The sequence below is a fragment of the Burkholderia mayonis genome (assembly GCF_001523745.2).
Taxonomy (GTDB): Bacteria; Pseudomonadota; Gammaproteobacteria; order Burkholderiales; family Burkholderiaceae; genus Burkholderia; species Burkholderia mayonis.
Genome location: NZ_CP013386.1, coordinates 958,308 through 980,339, shown reverse-complemented (window position 1 = coordinate 980,339; position 22,032 = coordinate 958,308). Strand labels below are relative to the sequence as shown.

At 67.9% G+C, this 22,032-nt stretch carries 21 protein-coding genes; 12 read left to right on the top strand and 9 right to left on the bottom strand.

What is annotated here, in order from left to right:
- Window positions 1-16: 16 nt before the first annotated feature.
- A complete protein-coding gene (gene mdtD, locus WS70_RS04890) occupies window positions 17-1,456 on the top strand; it encodes a multidrug transporter subunit MdtD (protein ID WP_059596725.1) in 1,440 nt (479 codons plus the stop codon).
- A 524-nt stretch (window positions 1,457-1,980) separates the two neighbouring features.
- Window positions 1,981-3,255: an EAL domain-containing protein gene (locus WS70_RS04880; RefSeq protein ID WP_059469274.1), complete on the top strand. Its 1,275-nt coding sequence runs from the start codon at window positions 1,981-1,983 to the stop codon at window positions 3,253-3,255.
- Between the two features lie 54 nt (window positions 3,256-3,309).
- Here WS70_RS04880 and WS70_RS04875 read toward each other — a convergent pair whose 3' ends face one another.
- The 3 genes from WS70_RS04875 to WS70_RS04865 form a co-directional block, all read right to left on the bottom strand.
- Window positions 3,310-3,915 carry a class I SAM-dependent methyltransferase gene (locus tag WS70_RS04875; protein WP_059469275.1) on the bottom strand — a complete coding sequence of 202 codons (606 nt, stop codon included), beginning with the start codon at window positions 3,913-3,915 and terminating at the stop codon, window positions 3,310-3,312.
- Between the two features lie 145 nt (window positions 3,916-4,060).
- Window positions 4,061-5,107, bottom strand: coding sequence for a 2-dehydropantoate 2-reductase (locus WS70_RS04870; RefSeq protein WP_059469276.1), 1,047 nt, complete (start codon window positions 5,105-5,107; stop codon window positions 4,061-4,063).
- A 9-nt stretch (window positions 5,108-5,116) separates the two neighbouring features.
- Complete coding sequence (locus WS70_RS04865) at window positions 5,117-5,644, bottom strand: Mpo1 family 2-hydroxy fatty acid dioxygenase (protein WP_059469277.1); 528 nt, start codon at window positions 5,642-5,644, stop codon at window positions 5,117-5,119.
- An 84-nt stretch (window positions 5,645-5,728) separates the two neighbouring features.
- Between WS70_RS04865 and WS70_RS04860 the strand changes: the two genes are divergently transcribed.
- Together WS70_RS04860 and chrA are read left to right on the top strand one after the other, a co-directional pair.
- Window positions 5,729-6,589 (top strand): Crp/Fnr family transcriptional regulator, encoded by an 861-nt coding sequence (locus tag WS70_RS04860; RefSeq protein WP_059469278.1) that lies wholly within the window; start codon window positions 5,729-5,731, stop codon window positions 6,587-6,589.
- A gap of 432 nt (window positions 6,590-7,021) precedes the next feature.
- The gene (chrA, locus tag WS70_RS04850) at window positions 7,022-8,227 is read left to right on the top strand and encodes a chromate efflux transporter (protein ID WP_059469306.1); all 1,206 of its coding nucleotides are present in this window, start codon (window positions 7,022-7,024) and stop codon (window positions 8,225-8,227) included.
- Between the two features lie 375 nt (window positions 8,228-8,602).
- On the opposite strand, the gene WS70_RS04845 is transcribed toward chrA, so the two are convergent.
- Entirely contained in the window at window positions 8,603-9,640 is a 1,038-nt protein-coding gene (locus WS70_RS04845) for a hypothetical protein (RefSeq protein ID WP_226382810.1), read from the bottom strand.
- On the opposite strand from WS70_RS04845, the gene WS70_RS32710 reads away from it, so the two are divergent.
- Window positions 9,627-9,914, top strand: a complete 288-nt coding sequence (locus WS70_RS32710; RefSeq protein WP_226382809.1) for a hypothetical protein — start codon at window positions 9,627-9,629, stop codon at window positions 9,912-9,914. The genes WS70_RS04845 and WS70_RS32710 overlap by 14 nt on opposite strands.
- Before the next feature lie 408 nt (window positions 9,915-10,322).
- On the opposite strand, the gene sodB is transcribed toward WS70_RS32710, so the two are convergent.
- Together sodB and xseA are read right to left on the bottom strand one after the other, a co-directional pair.
- Complete coding sequence (gene sodB / locus WS70_RS04840) at window positions 10,323-10,901, bottom strand: superoxide dismutase [Fe] (RefSeq protein WP_059469280.1); 579 nt, start codon at window positions 10,899-10,901, stop codon at window positions 10,323-10,325.
- A gap of 204 nt (window positions 10,902-11,105) precedes the next feature.
- Window positions 11,106-12,488, bottom strand: a complete 1,383-nt coding sequence (gene xseA / locus WS70_RS04835; RefSeq protein WP_059596709.1) for an exodeoxyribonuclease VII large subunit — start codon at window positions 12,486-12,488, stop codon at window positions 11,106-11,108.
- Window positions 12,489-12,939: 451 nt separating this feature from the next.
- On the opposite strand from xseA, the gene lpxK reads away from it, so the two are divergent.
- The 5 genes from lpxK (at window position 12,940) to WS70_RS04800 (ending at window position 16,927) form a co-directional block, all read left to right on the top strand.
- Complete coding sequence (gene lpxK / locus WS70_RS04825) at window positions 12,940-13,968, top strand: tetraacyldisaccharide 4'-kinase (protein WP_059596710.1); 1,029 nt, start codon at window positions 12,940-12,942, stop codon at window positions 13,966-13,968.
- Entirely contained in the window at window positions 13,949-14,155 is a 207-nt protein-coding gene (locus tag WS70_RS04820) for a Trm112 family protein (protein ID WP_006024783.1), read from the top strand. The genes lpxK and WS70_RS04820 overlap by 20 nt, the downstream gene beginning before the upstream one ends.
- 154 nt (window positions 14,156-14,309) lie before the next feature.
- Window positions 14,310-15,101, top strand: a complete 792-nt coding sequence (gene kdsB, locus WS70_RS04815; RefSeq protein WP_059596711.1) for a 3-deoxy-manno-octulosonate cytidylyltransferase — start codon at window positions 14,310-14,312, stop codon at window positions 15,099-15,101.
- A 211-nt stretch (window positions 15,102-15,312) separates the two neighbouring features.
- Window positions 15,313-15,975: an adenylate kinase gene (gene adk, locus WS70_RS04805; RefSeq protein WP_059596712.1), complete on the top strand. Its 663-nt coding sequence runs from the start codon at window positions 15,313-15,315 to the stop codon at window positions 15,973-15,975.
- A 193-nt stretch (window positions 15,976-16,168) separates the two neighbouring features.
- Window positions 16,169-16,927: a 3-hydroxyacyl-CoA dehydrogenase gene (locus tag WS70_RS04800; RefSeq protein WP_059469285.1), complete on the top strand. Its 759-nt coding sequence runs from the start codon at window positions 16,169-16,171 to the stop codon at window positions 16,925-16,927.
- A gap of 220 nt (window positions 16,928-17,147) precedes the next feature.
- Here WS70_RS04800 and WS70_RS04795 read toward each other — a convergent pair whose 3' ends face one another.
- Both WS70_RS04795 and murJ read right to left on the bottom strand, forming a co-directional pair.
- Window positions 17,148-17,990: a SirB1 family protein gene (locus WS70_RS04795; RefSeq protein ID WP_059469286.1), complete on the bottom strand. Its 843-nt coding sequence runs from the start codon at window positions 17,988-17,990 to the stop codon at window positions 17,148-17,150.
- An 8-nt stretch (window positions 17,991-17,998) separates the two neighbouring features.
- Complete coding sequence (gene murJ, locus WS70_RS04790; RefSeq protein WP_059469287.1) at window positions 17,999-19,549, bottom strand: murein biosynthesis integral membrane protein MurJ; 1,551 nt, start codon at window positions 19,547-19,549, stop codon at window positions 17,999-18,001.
- A 325-nt stretch (window positions 19,550-19,874) separates the two neighbouring features.
- Between murJ and rpsT the strand changes: the two genes are divergently transcribed.
- The gene (gene rpsT / locus WS70_RS04785) at window positions 19,875-20,153 is read left to right on the top strand and encodes a 30S ribosomal protein S20 (protein WP_059473639.1); all 279 of its coding nucleotides are present in this window, start codon (window positions 19,875-19,877) and stop codon (window positions 20,151-20,153) included.
- Between the two features lie 203 nt (window positions 20,154-20,356).
- Here rpsT and WS70_RS04780 read toward each other — a convergent pair whose 3' ends face one another.
- Window positions 20,357-20,680, bottom strand: coding sequence for a DUF3579 domain-containing protein (locus tag WS70_RS04780; protein ID WP_059473640.1), 324 nt, complete (start codon window positions 20,678-20,680; stop codon window positions 20,357-20,359).
- Between the two features lie 420 nt (window positions 20,681-21,100).
- On the opposite strand from WS70_RS04780, the gene argF reads away from it, so the two are divergent.
- On the top strand, window positions 21,101-22,030 hold the full coding sequence (gene argF, locus WS70_RS04775) for an ornithine carbamoyltransferase (protein WP_059473685.1): 930 nt from the start codon (window positions 21,101-21,103) through the stop codon (window positions 22,028-22,030).
- Window positions 22,031-22,032 lie beyond the last annotated feature (2 nt).

Here is a 22,032-nt window from a genome sequence, read left to right as displayed (position 1 = left end):
GCCGCGCCTCGCTTTCATGCTCCAAGCCCCGCCCGCCGTCTCCCCCAGCGAGAAATCGCTGACCGTGATGCTGTGGCTCGTCGCCACCGGCTTCTTCATGCAGACGCTCGATGCGACGATCGTCAACACCGCGCTGCCGTCGATGGCGGCAAGCCTCGGCGAATCGCCGCTCAGGATGCAATCGGTCGTGATCGCGTACTCGCTGACGATGGCCGTGATGATCCCCGTATCCGGCTGGCTCGCCGATACGCTCGGCACGCGCCGCGTGTTCTTCAGCGCAATCCTGATCTTCACGCTCGGCTCGCTGCTGTGCGCGAACGCGCATACGCTGTCGCTCCTCGTCGCGTTCCGCGTGATCCAGGGCATCGGCGGCGCGATGCTGCTGCCCGTGGGGCGTCTCGCCGTGCTGCGCACGTTCCCCGCCGAGCGCTATCTGCCCGCGCTGTCGTTCGTCGCGATTCCGGGCCTGATCGGCCCGCTGATCGGCCCGACGCTCGGCGGCTGGCTCGTGAAGATCGCATCCTGGCACTGGATCTTCCTCATCAACGTGCCGGTCGGCATCGCGGGGTGCATCGCCACGTTCTACTCGATGACCGACGCGCGCAATCCGGCCGTGGGCCGCTTCGATCTGAAGGGCTATCTGCTGCTGACGATCGGGATGATCGCGATCTCGTTGTCGCTCGACGGCCTCGCCGACCTCGGGATGCAGCACGCGATGGTGCTCGTGCTGCTGATCCTGAGCCTCGCGTGCTTCGTCGCGTACGGCCTCTACGCGGTGCGCGCGCCGCAGCCGATCTTCTCGCTCGAGCTCTTCAAGATCCACACGTTCAGCGTCGGCCTGCTCGGCAACCTGTTCGCGCGGATCGGCAGCGGCGCGATGCCGTACCTGATTCCGCTGCTGCTGCAGGTGAGTCTCGGCTACAGCGCGTTCGAGGCGGGCCTGATGATGCTGCCTGTCGCGGCCGCGGGAATGTTCTCGAAACGGATCATCACGGTGCTCATCACGCGCCACGGCTATCGCAAGGTGCTGCTCGCGAACACGATCATGGTCGGGCTGATGATGGCGAGCTTCGCGCTGATCGGCGACGCGATGCCGACATGGCTCAAGATCGCGCAGCTCGCGCTGTTCGGCGGCTTCAACTCGATGCAGTTCACCGCGATGAACACGCTGACGCTGAAGGATCTCGGCACGGGCGGTGCGAGCAGCGGCAACAGCCTGTTCTCGCTCGTGCAGATGCTGTCGATGAGTCTCGGCGTGACGGTTGCGGGCGCACTCCTCGCGACCTTCACCGGGATGATGCCGAGCGTCACGCCGACCCACTCACTGCCCGCGTTTCATGCGACGTTCGTTTGCGTCGGCATCATCACCGCCGCGTCCGCATGGATCTTCGCGCAGTTGTCCCCCGACGTCCGCGGCGCCGCGCGGCGCAAGACCGATCCGTCCGAGCGCGCGTGACGCGAAAGTGACCGGTGCGTGACTGACGGACATGCGGCGCGCGCCGCGGCGGCGACGTGCTCACGGCAAGCGCCCGGCGCGCGGGTGTTCGGCGCAGATCGGGCCGGACCGACGCACGGTTACGCTGGCGTCGCTGCGTCAGCGTAAAGCGCGCTCGCGCGAGAGGCGCTCGCATCAAAGACGCTCGCGTCGAGTCCAAGTCCAAGTCCAAGTCCAAGTCCAAGTCCAAGTCCAAGTCCAAGTCCAAGTCCAAGTCCAAGTCCAAGTCCAAGTCCGAGTCCGATTGTCGCAGCGCGGCCGGCTCCGCCGCCGTCCGGCGTCCGTTCGCGGCGCTCCGGAGAACCGGCCCGACGTCCGCGCACCCTGCTCCCGCGCCACTGCGAAGCGCGGCGCACCACGCGGGTGCACGAACCCCGCGCCGCGCGCGATGCGGCGGCACGTCGGGGCGGCTTTTTGCGCACGGTTCTTGCTCGCCTATTCTGTAGGTAAACTGACAAACTGACGGTTCTCAAGCAGCCGACATCATGAGCATGATCGACATCGATCCCCCAAGCTTCCAGTCGCCGCGCCCGATCGCGGGTGACGACGGCAACCGGCGCACCGTGCTGTACGGCGACTACACCGTATTCAGCGTGTTCCAGCCGGTCTTCTCGGTGTCGCATCGCCGCGCGATCGGCTACCACGCGTCGCTGCGCGCGCACGATGCGCACGGCAACCAGGTGCCGTCGCACGAGGTGTTCACGCAGGCGGCGCGCCGCGGCGACCTGCTCGAGCTCGGCCGCCTCGCCGAATCGCTGCATCTCGGCAATTTCCATACGTTCGACAGCCACGACGAATGGCTCTTCCTGAGCCTGCATCCGGCCGCGCTGATGGACACTGTCTACGGCGACGCGCTCCTCGCGAACCTGAAGACGCTCGGGCTGCCGCCGCAGCGCGTCGTGCTCGAAGTGCCCGAGCAGGCGGGCGGCGAGACGCCGCGCTTCGCGGCGATCGTCGACGGGCTGCGCAAGGCGGGCTTCCTGATCGCGCTCGGCGGCTTCGGCGCGAAGCATTCGAACATCGACCGCGTCTGGCACCTGCATCCGGACATCGTCACGCTCGATCGCGGAATCCTCGCGCAGGCGAGCGAGCATTCGCATCTCGAGCGCGTGCTGCCCGGCCTCGTGTCGCTGCTGCACGAATCGGGGCAACTGGTGCTGATGGGCGGGATCACGACCGAGCGCGAGGCGCTCATCGCGCTCGAATGCGACGTCGATTTCGTGCAGGGGCAGTACTTCGCCGGACCGAGCGTCGAGCCCGTGCAGCCGCAGGTCGCGGCGGGAATCATGGATACGCTGTCTGCGGCGCTGCGGCTGCGCGTCGCCGAGCGCGCACGCGCGCAGGACGCGCGCCTCGCGCCGTACGTCGCCGCACTGCTCCAGGCGAGCGCGCTCTTGCGTAAAGGCCGCGACCTGACCGACGCGTCGAAGGAACTGCTCGAGCTGCCGGAAGCGGCGCGTTGCTTCCTGCTCGACGCGTCGGGCCGACAGATCGGCGACAACGTGCTGCCGCGCGTCCACGCGTCGCAGCGCGCGAAGCGCTTCAGCCCGCTGCTGCATTCGGAAGGCGCGAGCTGGGAGCGCCGGCCGTACTTCATCGAGGCGATGCGGGTGCCGGGGCGCGTGCATTTCACGCCGCCCTATCTGTCGATCAACGAAGCGCACCTGTGCGTGACGGCGTCGATCGCGACGCCCGCCGCGCAAGGCATGCAGGTGCTGTGCGTCGACATCAACTGGGAAGCGGCCGCGCACCGCGATTAGACGAGGCGCGCCTGCGCCACCCCGCTGCTCCGCCGATCGCGCGCGCGGCCGGCATCAGCCGGCCGCGCGCGCGTCCTTCCTGACGACGAGCCGGTGCACGCACTTGCCGGACGACTCGCTCACCTGCTCGTGCTCGAACAGCACCTCGCATGCGTCGCCGAGCGCCGCGTGCACGCGCGCCGTATCGACGACTTCGTAGAGACGGCCGCGGCCGTCGCGCTGCGCGTCGCCCGTCGTCACGCGCCAGCTCAGATACAGCGTGCCGCCCGGTGCGAGCAGCGCGACGAGCCGCGCGAGCGCCGCGTCGACGTCGCCGCTCGGCAGATGCATGATCACTGTCTCGCACAGCACGTTGCGGAACGCACCGGACGGCACGCCCGCGAGCTCGGGCAGCAGCGCCTGTTCGAAGCGCAGCGCCGGATGGCTGCGCCGCGCTTCGGCGACGAGCGACGCGCTGCCGTCGTAGCCGCACGCTTCGAAGCCACGGCTCGCGAGCCACGCGACGTCGCGGCCCGCGCCACAGCCGACGTCCGCGGTCGGCCCGGGCTCGAAGTAGCGTTCGAGCAGCGCGTACATGTCGTCGGGCGCGGGTTGTTCGTGCCATTCGCGCGCATAGTCGGCCGCGTGGCGGTCGTACACGTCGAGTGTCGTGCGGTCCATACCATCTCCTCGGTTGACGGTTGCGCGCTGTGGTTCGCGGGGCGCGAACGCGCGCTGACGCCATGTTAATCGAGGCGGGCGATGCGCACAGGCGAGCGCCGCGCGTCGACGACGATGCGGCAACCTGCCCGTACGGCCCCGCCCGCTAAGCCCGCCGCTCAGCGACCACCTTTCCCGCCCGCGCCGCCGCGCGTAATTCGGCGAACAGCGCGTCGCCACCCCACGCCGGCCGGGCACCCGCACGCTCCGCGTCGTGCACGAGCTCGCAAAGGCGCTCGTTGACGGGCGCCGCGCGCCCGAGCCGCTTGGCAAGATGCACGATCTCGCCGTTGATCCAGTCGACCTCGGTCATCCGCCCGGCAGCCAAATCGTCCGACATCGACGAGCGCGCGAGCGGATCGATTTCGAGCATCTTCCGGCCGAGCCGCGCGAACAGCGCGTCCGGCATGCTCAGGAATCGCGGCACCCACGCGGCGGGCAGCGGCGTGAGCCGAGCCGGGCGGATTCCCGCATCCGAGAGCAGACGCAACGCTTCCGTCTGCGCGAGCGCGAGACAGCGCCGATAGCCGCGCGCCGAAAGCTCGTCTTTCAGCGGCCGGTTCGCCAGCGCGTTGATCGCGTTGTTGAGATTGAGCAGCAGCTTCGCCCATTGGACGGCGCGCATGTCCGCGCGCTGAACGAGCGGCAGTCCCGCGCGTTCGAATGCGTCCGTGAAACGCCGCAGCGCGGGTGCGGCCTCGACCTGCAGGTCGCCCGCCGAACCTTGATGAAATCCGCCCGCACCGCGCGCGATCACGTTGAACGGCACCATTCCGGCGAGCACGGTCGCGCCCGGCAGCGCCACGCGCAGCGCGTCGGCGTTGCGCATGCCGTTCTGGAAACTGACGACGACTGCGTCGGGCCGCGCGACATGCGCAAGCGCGGCGGCGACGGTGGGCGTCGCGGCCGACTTCACCGTCACGAGCACGAGCTCGGCGGTAGCGGCCACGGCGTCGCTCGTCGAAAACGCGATCGCGGACGGCGGCACCCGCGCGTCGCGGCCGCGGTAATCGGACAGCGCAAGACCGTGCGCGCGCAGCTCCGCGCCGATCCGCTCGCGGCCGATCAGCGCGACGTCCGCGCCGCCCGCGAGCAGCCGGCCGCCGATGTAGCAGCCGACCGCGCCCGCGCCGTAGATGCAGATCGTCGCCATCGACGCGGATCAGACGCGCGCATTGCGCGCGCCGACACGCACCGGCCCGACGCGCCGCTCGACCTCGTCGCGCACTTCGCCGCGCAGCCCGGCGAAGAACGCGACTTCAGCGACGACGAACAGCGGCCCGACGATGAGTCCGATCAGATCGTCGACGAACGCGGGCTTACGCCCCTCGAAGTAATGGCCGACGAACTGGATCACCCAGCCGACGAGAAAGAGCCCGAGCCCGGCGGCGAGCCACAGCGCAGTCGTCTGCGCGGCGAGCGCGCGGCCGGCCCAGAGGCTCAGCGCGAGCAGCACGGCCATCGCGACGCCGAAGCGCAGATCGAGCCGCAGATAGAAGATCGCCGCCGCGAGCGCGACGAGCGCCGCGGGCGTGAGCGCGAAAGCGCCCCAGACGCCGAACGCCGGCCGCGACAGCAGCACCGTCACCGCGACGACGATCATCGGAATGCCGACCAGATGCGTCGCGATGTTGCGCGCATCGCGGTGATAGGCCGCGTACTGCGCGAGTTGATCGACCAAGGTTTTCATCGTGTCTCCTCCTGATGCGAGTGAGCGCTATCATGCCCTTCACGCGACGATTTCTCTGTCAGCTACCCGACACCGCGACCGCCGATGCATCCGCTTTTCGAACCCTACCGATCCCAGCTCGATGCGCATCCGTGGTTCGGCGCGCTGCCCGCCGAGCTGCGCGATGCGCTCGTCGCGGCGGCGTCGCCGCGCCGGCTCGCGGCGGGCCAGATCCTGTTCCGCCGCGGCGACGCGCCGTGCGGGCTCTACGCGGTGCTGAGCGGCGCGCTGTCGGTGGGCGCCGTCGACGCGAGCGGCAGGGAGGCGCTCCTCACGGTCGCCGAGCCGACGACGTGGTTCGGCGAGATCGCGCTCTTCGACGAGCTGCCGCGCACGCACGATGCGATCGCGCTCGAAGACGCGCTGCTGATGCACGTCCCGCAAGCCGCACTGCAGCAATTGCTCGACGAAACGCCGCGCTACTGGCGACATTTTGCGCTCCTGATGGCGCAAAAGCTGCGGATGTCGTTCATGAACGTCGAGGCGCTGACGCTGATGCCCGCCGCGCAGCGGCTCGCGTCGCGGCTTCTCATGATCGCGGACGGCTACGGCGGGATCAGCGCGCGGCACCGGCGGATCAAGCTGTCGCAGGAACGGCTCGGCGCGATGCTGTCGCTGTCGCGGCAGACTGCGAACCAGTTGCTGAAGAATCTCGCGGCGCGCGGCGTCGTGAAGCTGCACGTCGGGGAAATCGAGATCGTCGATCTGGATGCGCTGCGGGCGGCGAGCGGCGCGGCCGATCGTGCGGATGGCGGCGCGCGCGGTTCTTGCGATGCGCACGGCGTCGACGACATCGCGCGTGGCGGCGGCCGAGGGCAAGGCGATGCACGGGCCTCCGGCAATGTGGACGCCACCGGCGACGCAAGCGGCGCCGATACATCGCGCGCATCCCGCAGCCGTCCGTAGTCACGCAGGCGGCGACAGCCGCGCGAACGTGCGCCATCGTCGATGCCCTTCTCCGCGCAATGCGCACGCTCGTTTGCGCGCACTGCGGCAAACCATGACGACTGCGATGCGGGACGTCGAAGCAGAGCGCGCAACACGCGTGCCGTTCGTGCCGTTCGTTCCGTGTGTTCCGTGTGTTCCGTGTGTTCCGTGTGTTCCGTGTGTTCCGTGTGTTCCGTGCGTTCCGTGCGTTCCGTGCGTTTCGTGCGTTTCGTGCGTTTCGTGCGCATCGATCGCTCGCTTTCGTCGAGCCGCCCGCGACAAGGGTATTCACGCCTGTCCCACGGCGCGCTCGCGTTTCGCGCCGAACCATTCCCGCGCGTTCCGCCGACGCCCACGCGCGTCCGCTATCATCGCGCATCGCCCTCCGTCCGCACGCGCAACCGCCACCGTATGCCCGAATCCCGTACCGTCCACGGCCGCGCCTGGCCGATCTTTCTCGTGTTCCTGCGACTCGGCCTCACGTCGTTCGGCGGCCCGATCGCACACCTCGGCTACTTCCGCGACGAATTCGTCGCCCGCCGGCGCTGGCTCAGCGAGCGCAGCTACGCCGACCTCGTCGGCCTGTGCCAATTCCTGCCCGGTCCGGCGAGCAGCCAGGTCGGCATCGCGATCGGCCTGTCGCGCGCGGGCTATGCGGGCGCGCTCGCCGCGTGGGCAGGCTTCACGCTGCCGTCCGCGCTCGCGATGATCCTGTTCGCGTACGGCGTCGCCGGCGCGGCCGGCCACACGCTCGCGCCGGGCGCGCTGCACGGACTGAAGATCGTGTCGGCGGCCGTCGTCGCGCAAGCCGTCTGGGGCATGGCCCGCAACCTGTGCCCCGACGCGCGGCGCGTGACGATCATGACGATCGCCGCGAGCATCGCGCTCGTCGCGCCGTCGACGTGGACGCAGCTCGCCGTCATCGCGGGCGCGGGCTGCATCGGGCTCCTGCACGTCGATCCGGCGCGCGACGGCACGCACGACCCGTTGCCGATCTCCGTGGGCCGCCGCGCCGGCGCGGTCTTTCTCGTGCTGTTCGGCGCGCTGCTGATCGGTCTGCCGTTCGCCGCGCGCGCGTCGGGCAGCCATGCGCTCGCGATCGTCGATGCGTTCTATCGCGCGGGCGCGCTCGTGTTCGGCGGCGGGCACGTCGTGCTGCCGCTGCTGCAGGCGTCCGTCGTCGCGCCCGGCTGGGTCGGCGATCAGGCGTTTCTCGCGGGCTACGGCGCCGCCCAGGCGGTGCCCGGACCGCTCTTCACGTTCGCCGCATTTCTCGGCGCAGCGATGAAGGACGCGCCGTCGGGCTGGATCGGCGGCGCGCTCGCGCTCGTCGCGATCTTCGCGCCGTCGTTCCTGCTCGTGACGGGCGCGATCCCGTTCTGGGAGCGCTGGCGGAAGAACGCGCGGATGCAGGCCGCGCTCGCGGGCGTCAATGCGGCCGTGGTCGGCTTGCTGCTCGCCGCGCTCTATCAGCCGGTATGGACGAGCGCGATCCGCGCGCCCGCCGATTTCGTGCTCGCGCTCGTCGGCTTCGTCGCACTGACGTTCTGGCGCGTGCCGCCGTGGATCGTGGTCGTCGTCGCGTCCGTCGCGGGGTGGGTCGTCGTTTCGGCGTGATCGGGCGTCACGGGCCGGGCCTATCGTGGCGACCGGATCGCCGCCGGCTATCGGAGTGCTCGACGATTGCCGTCGCGGCAACGGCGACACACTCGGTTTCAACGTTGAGCGCCCGCCCGACTGAGCAGCCGGCCGGACGAAATGTGGGCATTGGACGCGAACCGCGCCCCGCATCATCGGATACGTCGATGCTTGTCGCCGCCACGCTCGCCGATTTCGAGTGAGGCGGCGCATCCGCCTCCGGCCGCCCCGAGTCGCCCGCGCAGCCGTCACCGGCTGCGCGGGCGCGCCGGACGCCCCTCGCGGGCGCATCCGGCGGCGGCGGAGGCGGAATCCGGCCGGCGCTCGACGCTACCGGCCGGACTCACGTCCCGCTCAGGGGAACGCCTTCGTCCCGAGCAGCGCCGCGACCGCGAAACCGGAGACGTTCAACTCCTGGTCCGGCGAGCCGGGGTAATCGTGGATGCCGTACGTCTGCGGATCGAGCACGTTGTTCACGATCCACGGCAGCGTCGTCGACGGCGCCTGCATGCCCTGCGTCGGCGCCCCGAGCAGCAGGATCACGTTGGAGAGCGCATAGGCGGGATCGGTCGACGGCGAGCGAATGCTGCCGTCGGCGGCCGTCTGATTGATCATCCACTGGATCGAACCCATGCTCTGCGAATTCGCGCCGAACACCCACGGCAGGTAGCCCTGCGGGAAGATCGTGTCGATGCCGAGCTCCGAATCCAGCGGAGCGCCCGTGTCGCGTCCGACCGAGTAACGCTGCGCGTTCGCCATGTAGAACTGCGACGGCACGTTGCTCTTCAGGAAGGACGCCTTCGCCGCGTAGTTCGGATTGTCCGGGAACAGCAGCCCGCCCGCGTTCATGCCGAGATAGACGTCGCCCTGGTCCGCCGCGTACTCGTACGGCCAGAACTGCCATGTGGTGCTGCCGACGGGCAGTTGCCACGAGCTGCCCGAGTAGCCGCTCGGATTGATGTTCTTCGCCAGGACGAAGTCGAGCGCCGCACGCGCGTTGGCGCCGTACTGGGTCACGAGCGCCGTGCTGCCGGTCAGCTGACGGTCGAGGTACAGCAGGTAGGCGAACAGCGCGGACGTCGCATCGACGCCGCGCACGTCGGCAATGCCGCCGCCCGGCGACGTCGGGATCGGATCGTATGGCGGCGTCATCGAATACACGTAGCGCCAACTGCCTTTCCAGTTCGGGTCGGTCATCTCCTCGCGGGCGGCCAGCCACGCGATGCCCTTTTCGAGGCCGGTCAGGTATTTGGCGTCGTGAGTGGCGCCGTAGGCAGCGGCGAGGCCGATCAACGCGTACTCCATGTCGGAGTCCGTGTTGGCGGTGCCGGAGTCGGCCTCGTCGGGAATCGCGCCGTTGATGTCCTGCTGCGCGAGGATGAAGTTCGCCATCTGCAGCGCCATCGTGCTCTGGGTGCCGGTGCCGCTAGTGCCGCCGGTACCGCTGGTGGTACTGGTGCCGCCGGTGCCGCTCGATTTGCCGGAACCGCCCGATGTGCTCGAACCGTGCGGCGATTTAAGGATGCTGGCGCTCGTCGCGCCGCCCGAGTCGTCCGAGCCGCCGCAAGCGGCGGTCATCAGGGTAACGGATGCGCAAAGCGCCGCACCGATCAAGGTCCGAGTGCCTCGTGAAAGTGCCATGGTGTCTATCTGCCTTTTCCAATAAGAAAGAAAAGTACCGCGCCCCCCCGGACGCGACGGCACACTACGTGCCGGACGGCGGTACGAACACCGCCGTCCGGCGAAATCGGGCACGGCGGGTATGCCGCCACGCCCTTAAAAAACGATGGAACCGCAATCGCTCACGCGAAGCGCACGGTGAACGGAGCATCGGTCGGCCGCTGCGATTCGACCCCTGGCGAGCGGGTACGCGTTGCTCGTCGGCGAAAAAATGCACGACCACCGGCCAATCTGCTGATGGAACGACAACGTGATGCAAGTAGGGTGGGCCCCCGTCAACGGCGAAAAAAAAGCCCTCCGATGGAGGGCTTTTTCTTCGAGACCGATTCGAAATCCTGTCACTACGTATCGCTTGATTTTTTCCGAACTGAAATGGTCAGATGACGAAGGCCGCTTACGCGAAGTTCTTCGCCGCGAAGTCCCAGTTCACGATGTTCCAGAACGCTTCGACGAACTTCGGACGCGCGTTGCGATAATCGATGTAGTAAGCGTGCTCCCACACGTCGATCGTGAGGAGCGGCTTGTCGGCCGTCGTGAGCGGCGTTGCGGCGTTGCTCGTCGACACGATGTCGAGCGAACCGTCCGCCTTCTTCACGAGCCACGCCCAGCCCGAGCCGAACGTGCCGACCGCGGCCTTCGTAAACGCTTCCTTGAACGCGTCGAACGAGCCCCACTTCGCGTTGATCGCGTCGCCGAGCGCGCCCGTCGGCGCGCCGCCGCCCTGCGGCGACAGGCTGTTCCAGAAGAACGTGTGATTCCAGATTTGCGCGGCGTTGTTGAAGACGCCGCCCGACGACTTCTTCACGATCTCTTCCAGCGGCAGGTTCTCGAACTCGGTGCCGGGGATCAGATTGTTCAGGTTCGTCACATAGGTCTGATGATGCTTGCCGTAGTGATACTGGATCGTCTCCTGCGAGATGTGCGGAGCGAGCGCGTCTTCAGCGTACGGCAACGGCGGGAGCGTATGAGCCATGATCGGTTCCTTCGAAGTGTATGTAGGGAGGGCAATGTTGGATGCCGCGGAACGCCCGATTGTAGGCGACTCCGAATAACCCCGCAAACCCGCGGGCCTTTATCCGTCGTCTCCAAAAAATCGACGTTGATGCGGCGTGCGCGGCCTGCCGATCGACGCCTGCAAGAGCGCGCATCGTCTGCGGGCCGCGCACGCGGCGCACAATCAGAATGTATCCGAAAGACGCGGTTGCACGTCGGCAAGCGACACGTCCGCCGAGCCCTCCGCGAGATGCACAGTCAGCCGGCGCTGCGGCTTGAGCGCCGCGGGCGCGCGCACCGCGCGGCCCGTCTGCGCATCGATGAGCGCCGCGTAGCCGCGCTCGAGCGTGCGTCGCGGGCTCAGCACCTCGAGCCGCGCCGCGCACGCGGCGACGCATGCGGTGTCGCGCTCGTGGCGACGCTGCAGCGCGGCGTCGAGTCTTTGCGCGAGCGCCGCGAGCACCTGGCGGGCCTGCGAGACGTCGGGCCGCGCGCGCTGCCAACGCAGTTGCACGAGCGCGAAGCGCGCACGCGCGTCGCGCACGGGCCGCGCGCCCGCCGCCGCGAGCCGCGCCGCAAGCTGGCCCACGTGCGTGGATTGACGCTGCAGCCGCTCGGCCGGACTGATCATTCGACGCGCGAGCCAGTCGAGCTGCTGCGCGCGCAGATCGAGGCCGCGTCTCAGGCCGCGCGCGAGCGCGTTCTGCCGGTCGTTCAGCTCGCGCAGCAACAGCGCGCGCTGCGGACTCACCAGCTCGGCCGCGCCGGTCGGCGTCGGCGCACGCACGTCGGCCGCGAAATCGGCGATCGTGAAATCGGTCTCGTGGCCGACGCCGCAGACGACGGGCACCTCGCTCGCCGCGATCGCACGCGCGAGCCCCTCGTCGTTGAACGACCACAAGTCTTCGATCGAGCCGCCGCCGCGGCAGACGATCAGCACGTCGACCTCGCGCCGCGCGTTCGCAGTCTCGACCATCGCGGCCAGCTTCTCCGCCGCGCCCGCGCCCTGCACGGGCGCCGGGTAGACGATCACCGGCACGTGCGGCGCGCGGCGCGCGAGCGTCGTCAGCGCGTCGCGCAGCGCGGCCGCCTGCAGCGACGTGACGATGCCGATCGCACGCGGATGCGTCGGCAGCGGCCGCTTGCGCTCGGGCGCGAAGAGCCCTTCGGCCTCGAGCTGCGCCTTCAGCCGCAGAAACGCTTCGTAGAGCCGCCCCTGCCCGGTGCGCCGGACCGCCTCGACGTTCAGTTGCACGTCGCCGCGCGGCTCGTACATCGTGACGAGCGCGCGCACTTCGATCTTGTCGCCTTCGCGCGGCGTGAACTCCGCGTGCTGCGCGCGGCCGCGGAACATCACGCAGCGCATCTGCGCCTGCTGATCCTTGATCGAGAAGTACCAGTGGCCGCTCGCCGCGCGCGTGAAGTTCGACACTTCGCCCGCGACCCACAGCAGCGGGAAGGTACGCTCGAGCATCGTGCCGATCGCGCGGTTGAGCGCGGACACGGGAATCACGCCATCGCCCGCGGGCGTGCCCCCGGGGCCGGCGAAGGTGGTTTCGGAATGCATGGACGCTCGGAAAATTTCAGGCGGCCCAACGATAGACCGCCTCGGCGCGCGCGGCAAGCCGCTCGTGCAGGGCCTCGCAAGTGTCCACACCATGCGGGAAACGGGGACGGGGTTGTAACAATCTCCTCGAAACCCCTGATGATTTCGACCAACCCTTTGATTTCAATCATTTTTTCAGAGAATTCGACGTGCATCCCGCCGACCGGAAGCCCGCCGCACGGCCCTGCCGGACGCATCGCCGCAGAGTTTTTCACAGAGTTATCCACAGGCTGCTCGAATCTGCGACGGCGCGGCGCACGCCGCTCGCCGTATCCGTGCGACTTGCCGGCCGCGCGGCGGGCGCGCTAGAGTGCCGCCTTTCGAAGACCGCGCGGCCGCCGGCCGCCTTCCGGAGAAACGTGTTGACGAATCCATCCCCAGCCGCGCTGCGCGGCGCCCCACGCATCGCGTCATGAACGCGCAGTCGGGACTCCTCGCGCGCGCCGAAGCGCGCCTGACGCGTGAGTGGCAGCGCCGCGGCGCGCTCGCATGGGCGCTCACGCCATTCGCGTGCGCGTTCGGCGCGATCGCCGCGCTGCGCCGCGCCGCCTATGCGCGCGGCTGGAAGGAGCGGATCGATTGCGGCGTACCCGTCGTCGTCGTCGGCAACGTGACGGTCGGCGGCACCGGAAAGACGCCGACCGTGATCGCGCTCGTCGACGCATTGCGCACCGCGGGCTTCACGCCGGGCGTCGTATCGCGCGGCTATGGCGCGAGGATCGTCGCGCCCACCGCGGTCACGCCCGCGTCGCCGCCGCAGCAGGCGGGCGACGAGCCGCTCCTGATCGCGCGCCGCACGCTCGCGCCCGTATGGGTGTGCCCGGACCGCGTCGCGGCCGTGCGCGCGCTCACGACCGCACATCCGGACGTCGACGTCGTCGTCAGCGACGACGGCCTGCAGCACTACCGGCTCGCTCGCACGGTCGAGATCGTCGTGTTCGATCATCGCCTGGGCGGCAACGGCTTCCTGCTGCCCGCCGGACCGCTGCGCGAGCCGCTCTCGCGCCGCCGCGACGCGACGCTCGTCAACGATCCGTACAGCCGCGCACTGCCGCCGTGGCCCGACACGTTCGCGCTCACGCTCGCGCCCGGCGACGCGTGGCATCTCGATCAGCCGTCGCGCCGCAAGCCGCTCGCGCAGTTCGCGGGCGAGCGCGTGCTCGCCGCGGCGGGCATCGGCTCGCCCGAGCGCTTCTTCGCGACGCTGCGCGCGGCAGGCGTCGCGCCCGCGACGCGCGCGCTGCCCGACCATTACGCGTTCGCCGACAACCCGTTCGTCGACGATCATTTCGATGCGATCCTGATCACCGAGAAGGATGCAGTAAAATTGGGGACTTCGTGGCGCGACGCTCGAATCTGGGTCGTCCCGGTCGAAGCCGCGCTCGACCCCCGCCTTATCGCTCTCGTTGTGGAGAAACTCCGTGGACGCACGCCTGCTTGAAATCCTTGTATGCCCCATTTGCAAGGGCCCGCTCCACTACGACCGCGGTGCGCAGGAGCTCGTCTGCAACGCGGACAAGCTCGCGTACCCGATCCGCGACGGCATCCCGGTGATGCTCGTCGACGAAGCGCGCCAGACGGTCGAAGGCACGCCGGTCGATCCGGCCGGCCCGGCCCAGGGCCGCTGACGAAAGCGCCGCGCGCCGATCGTTTCGCATCGCGCGCGCCTTCGTCGTTCCGCCCGAGCGCCGGCGCCGAACCGCCGACCGCTCGGCACAACGCCGCCACCCGCCTCGCCAGGCGGGCGCATGTTCCGAACCCTATCCGCTTCGCGCACGTCCGATGACCTCCCCGCTCCCTTTCGTCGCCGTCGTTCCCGCCCGCCTCGCGTCGACCCGCCTGCCGAACAAGCCGCTCGCCGATCTCGGCGGCAAGCCGATGGTCGTGCGCGTCGCCGAACGCGCGCGCGAAGCGGGCGCGCAGCAGGTGCTCGTCGCATCCGACGCGCAGAGCGTCCTCGACGCGGTGCGCGAACACGGCTTCGACGCGGTGCTGACGCGCGCCGACCACCCGTCCGGCACCGACCGTCTTGCGGAAGTCGCCGCGAAGCTCGGTTTTAGCGACGACACGATCGTCGTCAATGTGCAGGGCGACGAGCCGCTGATCGATCCGCAACTGGTCCGCGACGTAGCGTCGCACCTCGCCGCGCATCCGTCGTGCGCGATCGCGACGGCCGCGCACCCGCTGCACGACGCGCAGGACGTGTTCAACCCGAACTACGTGAAGGTCGTGCTCGACGCGAACGGCGTCGCGCTGTACTTCTCGCGCGCGCCGATTCCGTGGTCGCGCGACGCGTACCTGCCGCACTGGCCGAACGTCGCCGCGATGCCCGCGCCGACGTGCCCGGTCTATCGGCACATCGGCCTTTACGCGTATCGCGCGCGCTTCCTGCGCACGTATCCGACGCTCGCGCAAGCCCCGATCGAGGCGGCCGAGCAGCTCGAGCAACTGCGCGCGATGTGGCACGGCGAGCGCATTGCCGTGCTCGTCACCGAGCACGCGCCCGAAGCCGGCATCGATACGCCGGCCGATCTCGAACACGTGCAGGCCCTTTTTCGGTCTCGCGCCAAATAACCCATGGCATAATCGGGCGATTGTGCGAGCGATCCGCCCGCGCCGCTCACCGAGATTCGCCCCAAGCCCGCCGTCATTCGCCGGCCGCCGCGCGTTGCTTCCGACGCGCCGCAGTCAGACCGGCCGACCGCGCTTGCAGCAGAACCGCCGAGCCGCGCAGCCGATGCCATAGCGTCTCGCGCCAAAGCATTCACATACCGGAGATATCACCATGCGTTTGATCCTGTTGGGCGCGCCCGGCGCGGGAAAAGGCACCCAGGCAAACTTCATCAAGGAAAAGTTCGGCATCCCGCAAATTTCGACGGGCGACATGCTGCGCGCCGCCGTGAAGGCCGGCACGCCGCTCGGCGTCGAGGCGAAGATTTACATGGACGAAGGCAAGCTCGTGCCGGATTCGCTGATCATCGGCCTCGTCAAGGAGCGCCTGAAGGAAGCGGACTGCGCAAACGGCTATCTGTTCGACGGTTTCCCGCGCACGATCGCGCAGGCTGACGCGATGAAGGAAGCGGGCGTCGCGATCGACTACGTGCTCGAAATCGACGTACCGTTCTCGGAGATCATCGAACGGATGAGCGGCCGCCGCACGCACCCGGCGTCGGGCCGCACGTACCACGTGAAGTTCAATCCGCCGAAGGTCGAAGGCCGGGACGACGTGACGGGCGAGCCGCTGATCCAGCGCGACGACGACAAGGAAGAGACGGTGAAGAAGCGCCTCGAAGTGTACGAAGCGCAGACGAAGCCGCTCATCACGTACTACGGCGACTGGGCGCAACGCGGCGAGGAGAACGGCCTGAAGGCGCCCGCGTACCGGAAGATCTCCGGCCTCGGCAGCGTCGACGAAATCCGCGCGCGCGTGTTCGATGCGCTGAAGTAACCACGCCGGGACGAAGCGCGGCGCACGCCGCCCGTCCATGACGACAAGGAAACCGCCCTCCACGGGCGGTTTTTTTCGTCCGGTCGTTCGCTTCGCGCCGCGCTTGGGCGGCCGCTCGTACAATCGTCGCAAGGCGCGTGGCGCGTCACGACATTCGAACGACATTCATTCCAATCCAGGAGAAGGAGCGATCATGGAGATTCGCGACAACGTCTTTCTGATCACGGGCGGCGCATCGGGGCTCGGCGCGGGCACCGCGCGCCTCTTGACCGAAGCGGGCGGCAAGGCCGTGCTCGCCGACCTCAATCAGGACGCGGGCGAAGCGCTCGCGCGCGAGTTGGGCGGCGTGTTCGTCAAGTGCGATGTCGCGCGCGAGGACGACGCGCAGGCGGCCGTCGCGGCCGCGACGAAGTTCGGCACGCTGCGCGGGCTCGTCAACTGCGCGGGCATCGCGCCCGCGTCGAAGACGGTCGGCAAGGACGGCCCGCACCCGCTCGACCTGTTCGCGAAGACAATCGCCGTGAACCTGATCGGCACGTTCAACATGATCCGCGTCGCCGCCGCCGCGATGGCCGCGAACGAGCCGACGCAAACGGGCGAGCGCGGCGTGATCGTCAGCACCGCGTCGGTCGCCGCGTTCGACGGCCAGATCGGCCAGGCCGCGTATGCGGCGTCGAAGGCCGGCGTCGCCGGCATGACGCTGCCGATTGCGCGCGACCTGTCGCGCAACGCGATCCGCGTGATGACGATCGCGCCCGGCCTCTTCGAAACGCCGATGCTGCTCGGGATGCCGAAGGAAGTGCAGGATGCGCTCGGCGCGATGGTGCCGTTCCCGCCGCGCCTCGGCAAACCGGCCGAGTACGCGATGCTCGTCAAGCAGATCGTCGAGAACCCGATGCTCAACGGCGAAGTGATCCGCCTCGACGGCGCGATCCGGATGCAACCGAAGTAAAAGCGGCCGCGTGCAGAGACGGCGCTGCGCGGGCGTCGCGGCATCGCCGCATCGCCCGCCGAACGAAGAAACGCCCGCGAGATGCATCGGCATTCGCGGACGTCGTTACATTGTATGGTCAGATCCGAGCGGACATTCGAAGCGCGTCGCGCCCGCTCGCTCGATCGATCGATCGTCTGCGTTTGAGCACGGCGTCGAGCCCCCTGCCGCTGCCCGTCGATCAATCGTCTTCGTCGCGCTGCATCCGCTGCCGCAATTCGCCGACCTGCGCCTCGACGATCGTCGCATCGGCCGCGTCGGGCCGCTCGCCGAGATACGTCTCCAGATCCTCGAGCGCGGGCCGCAGGTAATCGAGCCGCGCATACGCGAAGCCGCGGTCGCGCACTTCGTCGAGCTGTCCCGGCAGCAGGATCACGAGCCGCTCCTGCACGCCGAGCAGCCGCTGCCAGCGTTCCGTCTGCAGATAGACGGCCTTCAGGTTGTTCAGCATCCGCGCGACGACCTCGCGATCGGTCGCCGGCTGCAGCAACGCGCGCAGCACGCTCGTCGCGCCGCCGTCGGCGCGGGCGACGTATGGCTCGAGCATCTCGACGAGTTCCGACTCCGACAGCGAGCGCCCCGTCGTCGGATCGAGGATCGCGTCGCCGTCGGGCAGCGCGATGCGCAGCAGGAAATGCCCGGGAAACGACACGCCGTGCGCCGGCACGCCGACCTGCTCGGCGAGCTCCAGATACAGCACCGCGAGCGAGATCGGAATCCCGCGGCGGCGCTTCAGCACCATGTTCAGATAGCTGTTGTCCGGGTCGTAGTAGTCGTTGTGGTTGCACGCGAAGCCGAGTTCGCGGAAGAAGAAGTCGTTCAACAGCGCGAGCTTGTCGCTTGCGCCGGCGCCGTGCGGCAGGCGCTTGACGAGCCGCGCCGCGAGCGCGTCGAGCTCGGCGAGCACGCCTTGCAGGTCCACGTCGGGATAGGCGTCCTGCGCGAGCGACAGCGCCGCCTCGGTGAGCGGCAGGCCGTCGTCTTCGGCAACGAGCGAACTGAAATAGTCGAGAACGCGAGTCATGGAATCCGTTACTTGGCGCGTCGTCTGAAGTACGCGTATTTGAAGCCCATCAGCCACAACATACCGAAATATAGTGCGGCGAACAGAACGAGGCAGGCGCCCATCAGCGCGATCCGCTCGAACGGCACCGCGCGCATCGCGGTCCAGTCGAAATTGAGCGCGAGCCAGTGCATCACGCCCGCGAGCACGAGCGACGCGCCCGCGAGCTGCACGAAGAAGCGCAGCCAGCCGGGCGACGGCTGATAGATGCCGCGGCGGCGCAGCCCGACGAACAGCAGGAAAGAATTCAGGCACGCGCCGACGCCGATGCTGAGCGTCAAGCCCGCCGCGCCGATGATCGGCACGAATACATAGTTCGACAACTGCGTGACGACGAGCACGCCGATCGCGATCTTCACGGGCGTCTTGATGTCCTGCTTCGCGTAGAAGCCGGGCGCGAGGATCTTGATGAGGATGATGCCGACGAGGCCGATCCCGTACGCGGCGAGCGCGCGCGCAACCATCGTGACCGTGTGCGCGTCGAATTTGCCGTAGTTGAAGAGCGTCGCGGTCAACGGCTCGGCGAAGAAGAACAGCGCGAGCGCACTCGGCGCGGCAAGCAGGAAAGTAACCCGCAGCCCCCAGTCGAGGAGCGCCGAATACTCGGTCGAATCGGCATCGACGTGCGCCTTCGACAGGCTCGGCAGCAGGATCGTGCCGAGCGCGACGCCGAGGAGCGCGGTCGGGAACTCCATCAGCCGGTCCGCGTAGTTGATCCACGACACGGCGCCCTGCCCGAGCCGCGACGCGATGTTCGTATTGATGATGAGCGACAGTTGCGCGACCGACACCGCGAACGTCGCGGGCACCATCTTCGCAAGCACGCGCTTCACGCCAGGATGCGCGAGCGCGCGCAGCGGATTGACGCCGATCGCGGGCACCATGTCGATCTTCTTCAGGCCAGGCAGCTGCACCGCGAACTGCAGGACGCCGCCCGCGATCACCGCCCACGCGAGCGCGTAGACGGGCACCTTCAGATGCGGCGCAACAAACACGGCCGCGACGATGAACGCGACGTTCAGCAGCACGGGCGCGAACGCGGGCAGCGAGAAGCTCTTGTACGTGTTGAGCACACCCGACGCGAGCGTCGTCAGCGAGATGAACACGATGTACGGGAACATGATCTGCGTCATCGTGACGGCAAGCGGGAATGCCTGCCCGTCCGTGCGCAGCCCCGACGCGACCGCGAACACGACCCACGACGCGCCGGCGACCCCGACGAGCGACAGGAGCGCGAGCGCCCACGCGAGCACGGTCGACATCGCATCGACGAGCGCCTTCGTCGCATCGTGCCCTTTTTGATTCTTGAACTCGGCGAGAATCGGCACGAACGCTTGCGAGAACGCGCCTTCGGCGGACAGCCGGCGCAGCAGGTTCGGAATGCGGAACGCGACGTAAAACGCGTCGGTGAATTGACTGGCGCCGAACGCACGGGCGATCAGCGTTTCTCGGGCCAGACCGGTCACGCGCGACAGCAGCGTGAAGCCGCTGACCGTCAGCAGGGCTCGGAATAGATTCATGGGGCGCTTATTATACGGACCTCGGGCGTCGGCAACCGGTAGGCCTGAGGAAAAGGGCGGGCATACCGGCGTGGGCGATGCGGCAAGATGCGGCCCGCGCTTGCCACTCGTTTTATTTTGTTGTTATAATTCTCGGTTTCTGAGCCTGTCATACGCATTGCGTGGCGTCGCCAAGCATCGTTTCGCAGTCAAGCGTGCCGGCCGGCCTCGGTTAAACCGACGTTTTTTTGCGCTCCCGGGCAATCGCTCCCGGGAGTCGAATCGAAAAGCAGCGCTTGGCCGTCAGGCTCCAAGCTCTGGAAACAGGACAGGATAAGGAACCGTCATGGCTAACTCCGCACAAGCACGCAAGCGCGCCCGCCAGGCAGCGAAGGCAAACTCGCACAACTCGGCGCTGCGCTCGAAATTCCGCACCGCGATCAAGGCCGTCCGCAAGGCGATCGACGCTGGCGATCACGCCAAGGCCGCCGAAGTCTTCAAGGCCTCGACGAAGACGATCGACACGATTGCCGACAAGAAGATTGTTCACAAGAACAAGGCCGCTCGCCACAAGAGCCGCCTCGCCGCAGCCGTCAAGGGCCTGCAAGCGCAAGCTGCGCAGTAAATCCGGCGCGCCCGCGAAGCGGGCGCCCTGTTTCCTCTGCGATCGACAAAAAAGCCCGCTTCATGCGGGCTTTTTTGCTGGGTCTTCGGGGGACATTTCGACGGCCATCTCTCGACGCCTCCTTTCGATGCCTCCTTTCGATGCCTCAATTGTCGGCTTTGCCGGGCTGCCGCCCGAGCGATCCGAGCCACCGCCTCATCGCGTCACTTCTGCGCCCTGTCGTAATCAGGCAGTTCGCACGCCTCGGTGACGACGAGGTTGTTGTCCTTCGCGAAATTCATCACGAAATCGAATGCCATCGGCTCGATGTCGCGCAGCCGGGCATCGACGATCACGCATTTGAGGTCGCCGAGCAGCGTCGGCCGCACGTAGCGCGAATACTGAAGGCGGGCATTGGGCCCACTCGCTCCCGGGCCGTAGCACGACATCACGCCAGCCAGGCGTTCGGACCAATCGCTCGGCCGAAACTTCTTCCCATCTTTCGTGATGCCCTGAATGAAATATTCGGTCGGGAGAGTTTCAGCCATGAGGGTACCCAAGTGACGGCCCAGCAGTGCGCAGGCGAAGCTTCGCCTGCGCACTTCGAACACAATGGAAGCGGTTTCGCGGCGGCCCGCGACGAGCCCGCCTGAACGAGCGTTCCGGCTTGCGGCGCATCGCGCGCAGGCAAGCCGCCGCCCTGGCCGATTGTGTCCGGCAGACCAAGCATGAACCTTGCCCGCCGGGCTTGAGAAAACTTCGAAATTATACCGCAGCGCGCCATCGCGCGTCGTGTCGAACGCATGCCGGAAACCGGAAGCGCACCGTCCCGCGCGGCGGGCGGCGACGGCGCGCGGCAGCGGCTCGTCAAAGCGGAAAAAATCCTTTATGCTGCATCGAGTTATCACATCCGACGGCGGCGCCGTCCGGCGCGTTCTCCGCCGGGTGAGTCCGCCGCGTTTCGTTTCATGATCGCCAAAACCATTCGTCACTACCTGCAGTTCAAGGATTTCTCGCTGGAAGACTACGAGTACGTGCTCGAACGCACGGGTATCCTGAAGCGCAAATTCAAGAACTACGAGACCTATCACCCGCTGCACGACCGCACGCTCGCGATGATCTTCGAGAAGAGTTCGACACGTACGCGCCTGTCGTTCGAAGCCGGGATCTTCCAGTTGGGCGGCCATGCCGTGTTCATGAGCACGCGCGACACGCAGCTCGGCCGCGGCGAGCCCGTCGAGGATTCGGCGCAGGTGATCTCGCGAATGGTCGACATCATCATGATCCGCACGTTCGAGCAGGACATCATCCAGCGCTTCGCCGAGAATTCGCGCGTGCCGGTAATCAATGGTCTGACGAACGAATACCACCCGTGCCAGGTGCTCGCCGACATCTTCACGTATTACGAACACCGCGGCCCGATCCGCGGCAAGACGGTTGCGTGGATCGGCGATGCGAACAACATGCTGTACACGTGGATTCAGGCCGCGCGCATCCTCGACTTCAAGCTGCGCCTGTCGACGCCGCCCGGCTATACGCTCGACGCGAAGCTCGTCGATCCGGAAAGCACGCCGTTCTATCAGGTGTTCGACGATCCGAACGAAGCGTGCAAGGGCGCGGATCTCGTCACGACCGACGTCTGGACGAGCATGGGCTTCGAAGCGGAGAACGAAGCGCGCAAGCAGGCGTTCGCCGACTGGTGCGTCGACGGGGAGATGATGTCGCACGCGAATCCCGACGCGCTCTTCATGCACTGCCTGCCCGCGCACCGCGGCGAGGAAGTGACGGCGGGCGTGATCGACGGGCCGCAGAGCGTCGTGTGGGACGAGGCGGAAAACCGCCTGCACGTGCAGAAGGCGCTGATGGAGTTCCTGCTGCTCGGGCGGTTGAATCACTGACG

Coding starts and splice junctions, on each gene's coding strand:
- rpsT (WP_059473639.1), top strand. CDS start 19,875: ATGGCTAACTCCGCACAAGCACGCAAGCGCGCCCGCCAGGCAGCGAAG.
- chrA (WP_059469306.1), top strand. CDS start 7,022: ATGCCCGAATCCCGTACCGTCCACGGCCGCGCCTGGCCGATCTTTCTC.
- WS70_RS04865 (WP_059469277.1), bottom strand. CDS start 5,644: ATGAAAACCTTGGTCGATCAACTCGCGCAGTACGCGGCCTATCACCGC.
- argF (WP_059473685.1), top strand. CDS start 21,101: ATGATCGCCAAAACCATTCGTCACTACCTGCAGTTCAAGGATTTCTCG.
- WS70_RS04870 (WP_059469276.1), bottom strand. CDS start 5,107: ATGGCGACGATCTGCATCTACGGCGCGGGCGCGGTCGGCTGCTACATC.
- WS70_RS04845 (WP_226382810.1), bottom strand. CDS start 9,640: ATGGCGAACTTCATCCTCGCGCAGCAGGACATCAACGGCGCGATTCCC.
- WS70_RS04880 (WP_059469274.1), top strand. CDS start 1,981: ATGAGCATGATCGACATCGATCCCCCAAGCTTCCAGTCGCCGCGCCCG.
- murJ (WP_059469287.1), bottom strand. CDS start 19,549: ATGAATCTATTCCGAGCCCTGCTGACGGTCAGCGGCTTCACGCTGCTG.
- WS70_RS04795 (WP_059469286.1), bottom strand. CDS start 17,990: ATGACTCGCGTTCTCGACTATTTCAGTTCGCTCGTTGCCGAAGACGAC.
- lpxK (WP_059596710.1), top strand. CDS start 12,940: ATGAACGCGCAGTCGGGACTCCTCGCGCGCGCCGAAGCGCGCCTGACG.
- xseA (WP_059596709.1), bottom strand. CDS start 12,488: ATGCATTCCGAAACCACCTTCGCCGGCCCCGGGGGCACGCCCGCGGGC.
- adk (WP_059596712.1), top strand. CDS start 15,313: ATGCGTTTGATCCTGTTGGGCGCGCCCGGCGCGGGAAAAGGCACCCAG.
- WS70_RS04780 (WP_059473640.1), bottom strand. CDS start 20,680: ATGGCTGAAACTCTCCCGACCGAATATTTCATTCAGGGCATCACGAAA.
- WS70_RS04875 (WP_059469275.1), bottom strand. CDS start 3,915: ATGGACCGCACGACACTCGACGTGTACGACCGCCACGCGGCCGACTAT.
- WS70_RS04800 (WP_059469285.1), top strand. CDS start 16,169: ATGGAGATTCGCGACAACGTCTTTCTGATCACGGGCGGCGCATCGGGG.
- mdtD (WP_059596725.1), top strand. CDS start 17: ATGCTCCAAGCCCCGCCCGCCGTCTCCCCCAGCGAGAAATCGCTGACC.
- WS70_RS04860 (WP_059469278.1), top strand. CDS start 5,729: ATGCATCCGCTTTTCGAACCCTACCGATCCCAGCTCGATGCGCATCCG.
- kdsB (WP_059596711.1), top strand. CDS start 14,310: ATGACCTCCCCGCTCCCTTTCGTCGCCGTCGTTCCCGCCCGCCTCGCG.
- sodB (WP_059469280.1), bottom strand. CDS start 10,901: ATGGCTCATACGCTCCCGCCGTTGCCGTACGCTGAAGACGCGCTCGCT.
- WS70_RS32710 (WP_226382809.1), top strand. CDS start 9,627: ATGAAGTTCGCCATCTGCAGCGCCATCGTGCTCTGGGTGCCGGTGCCG.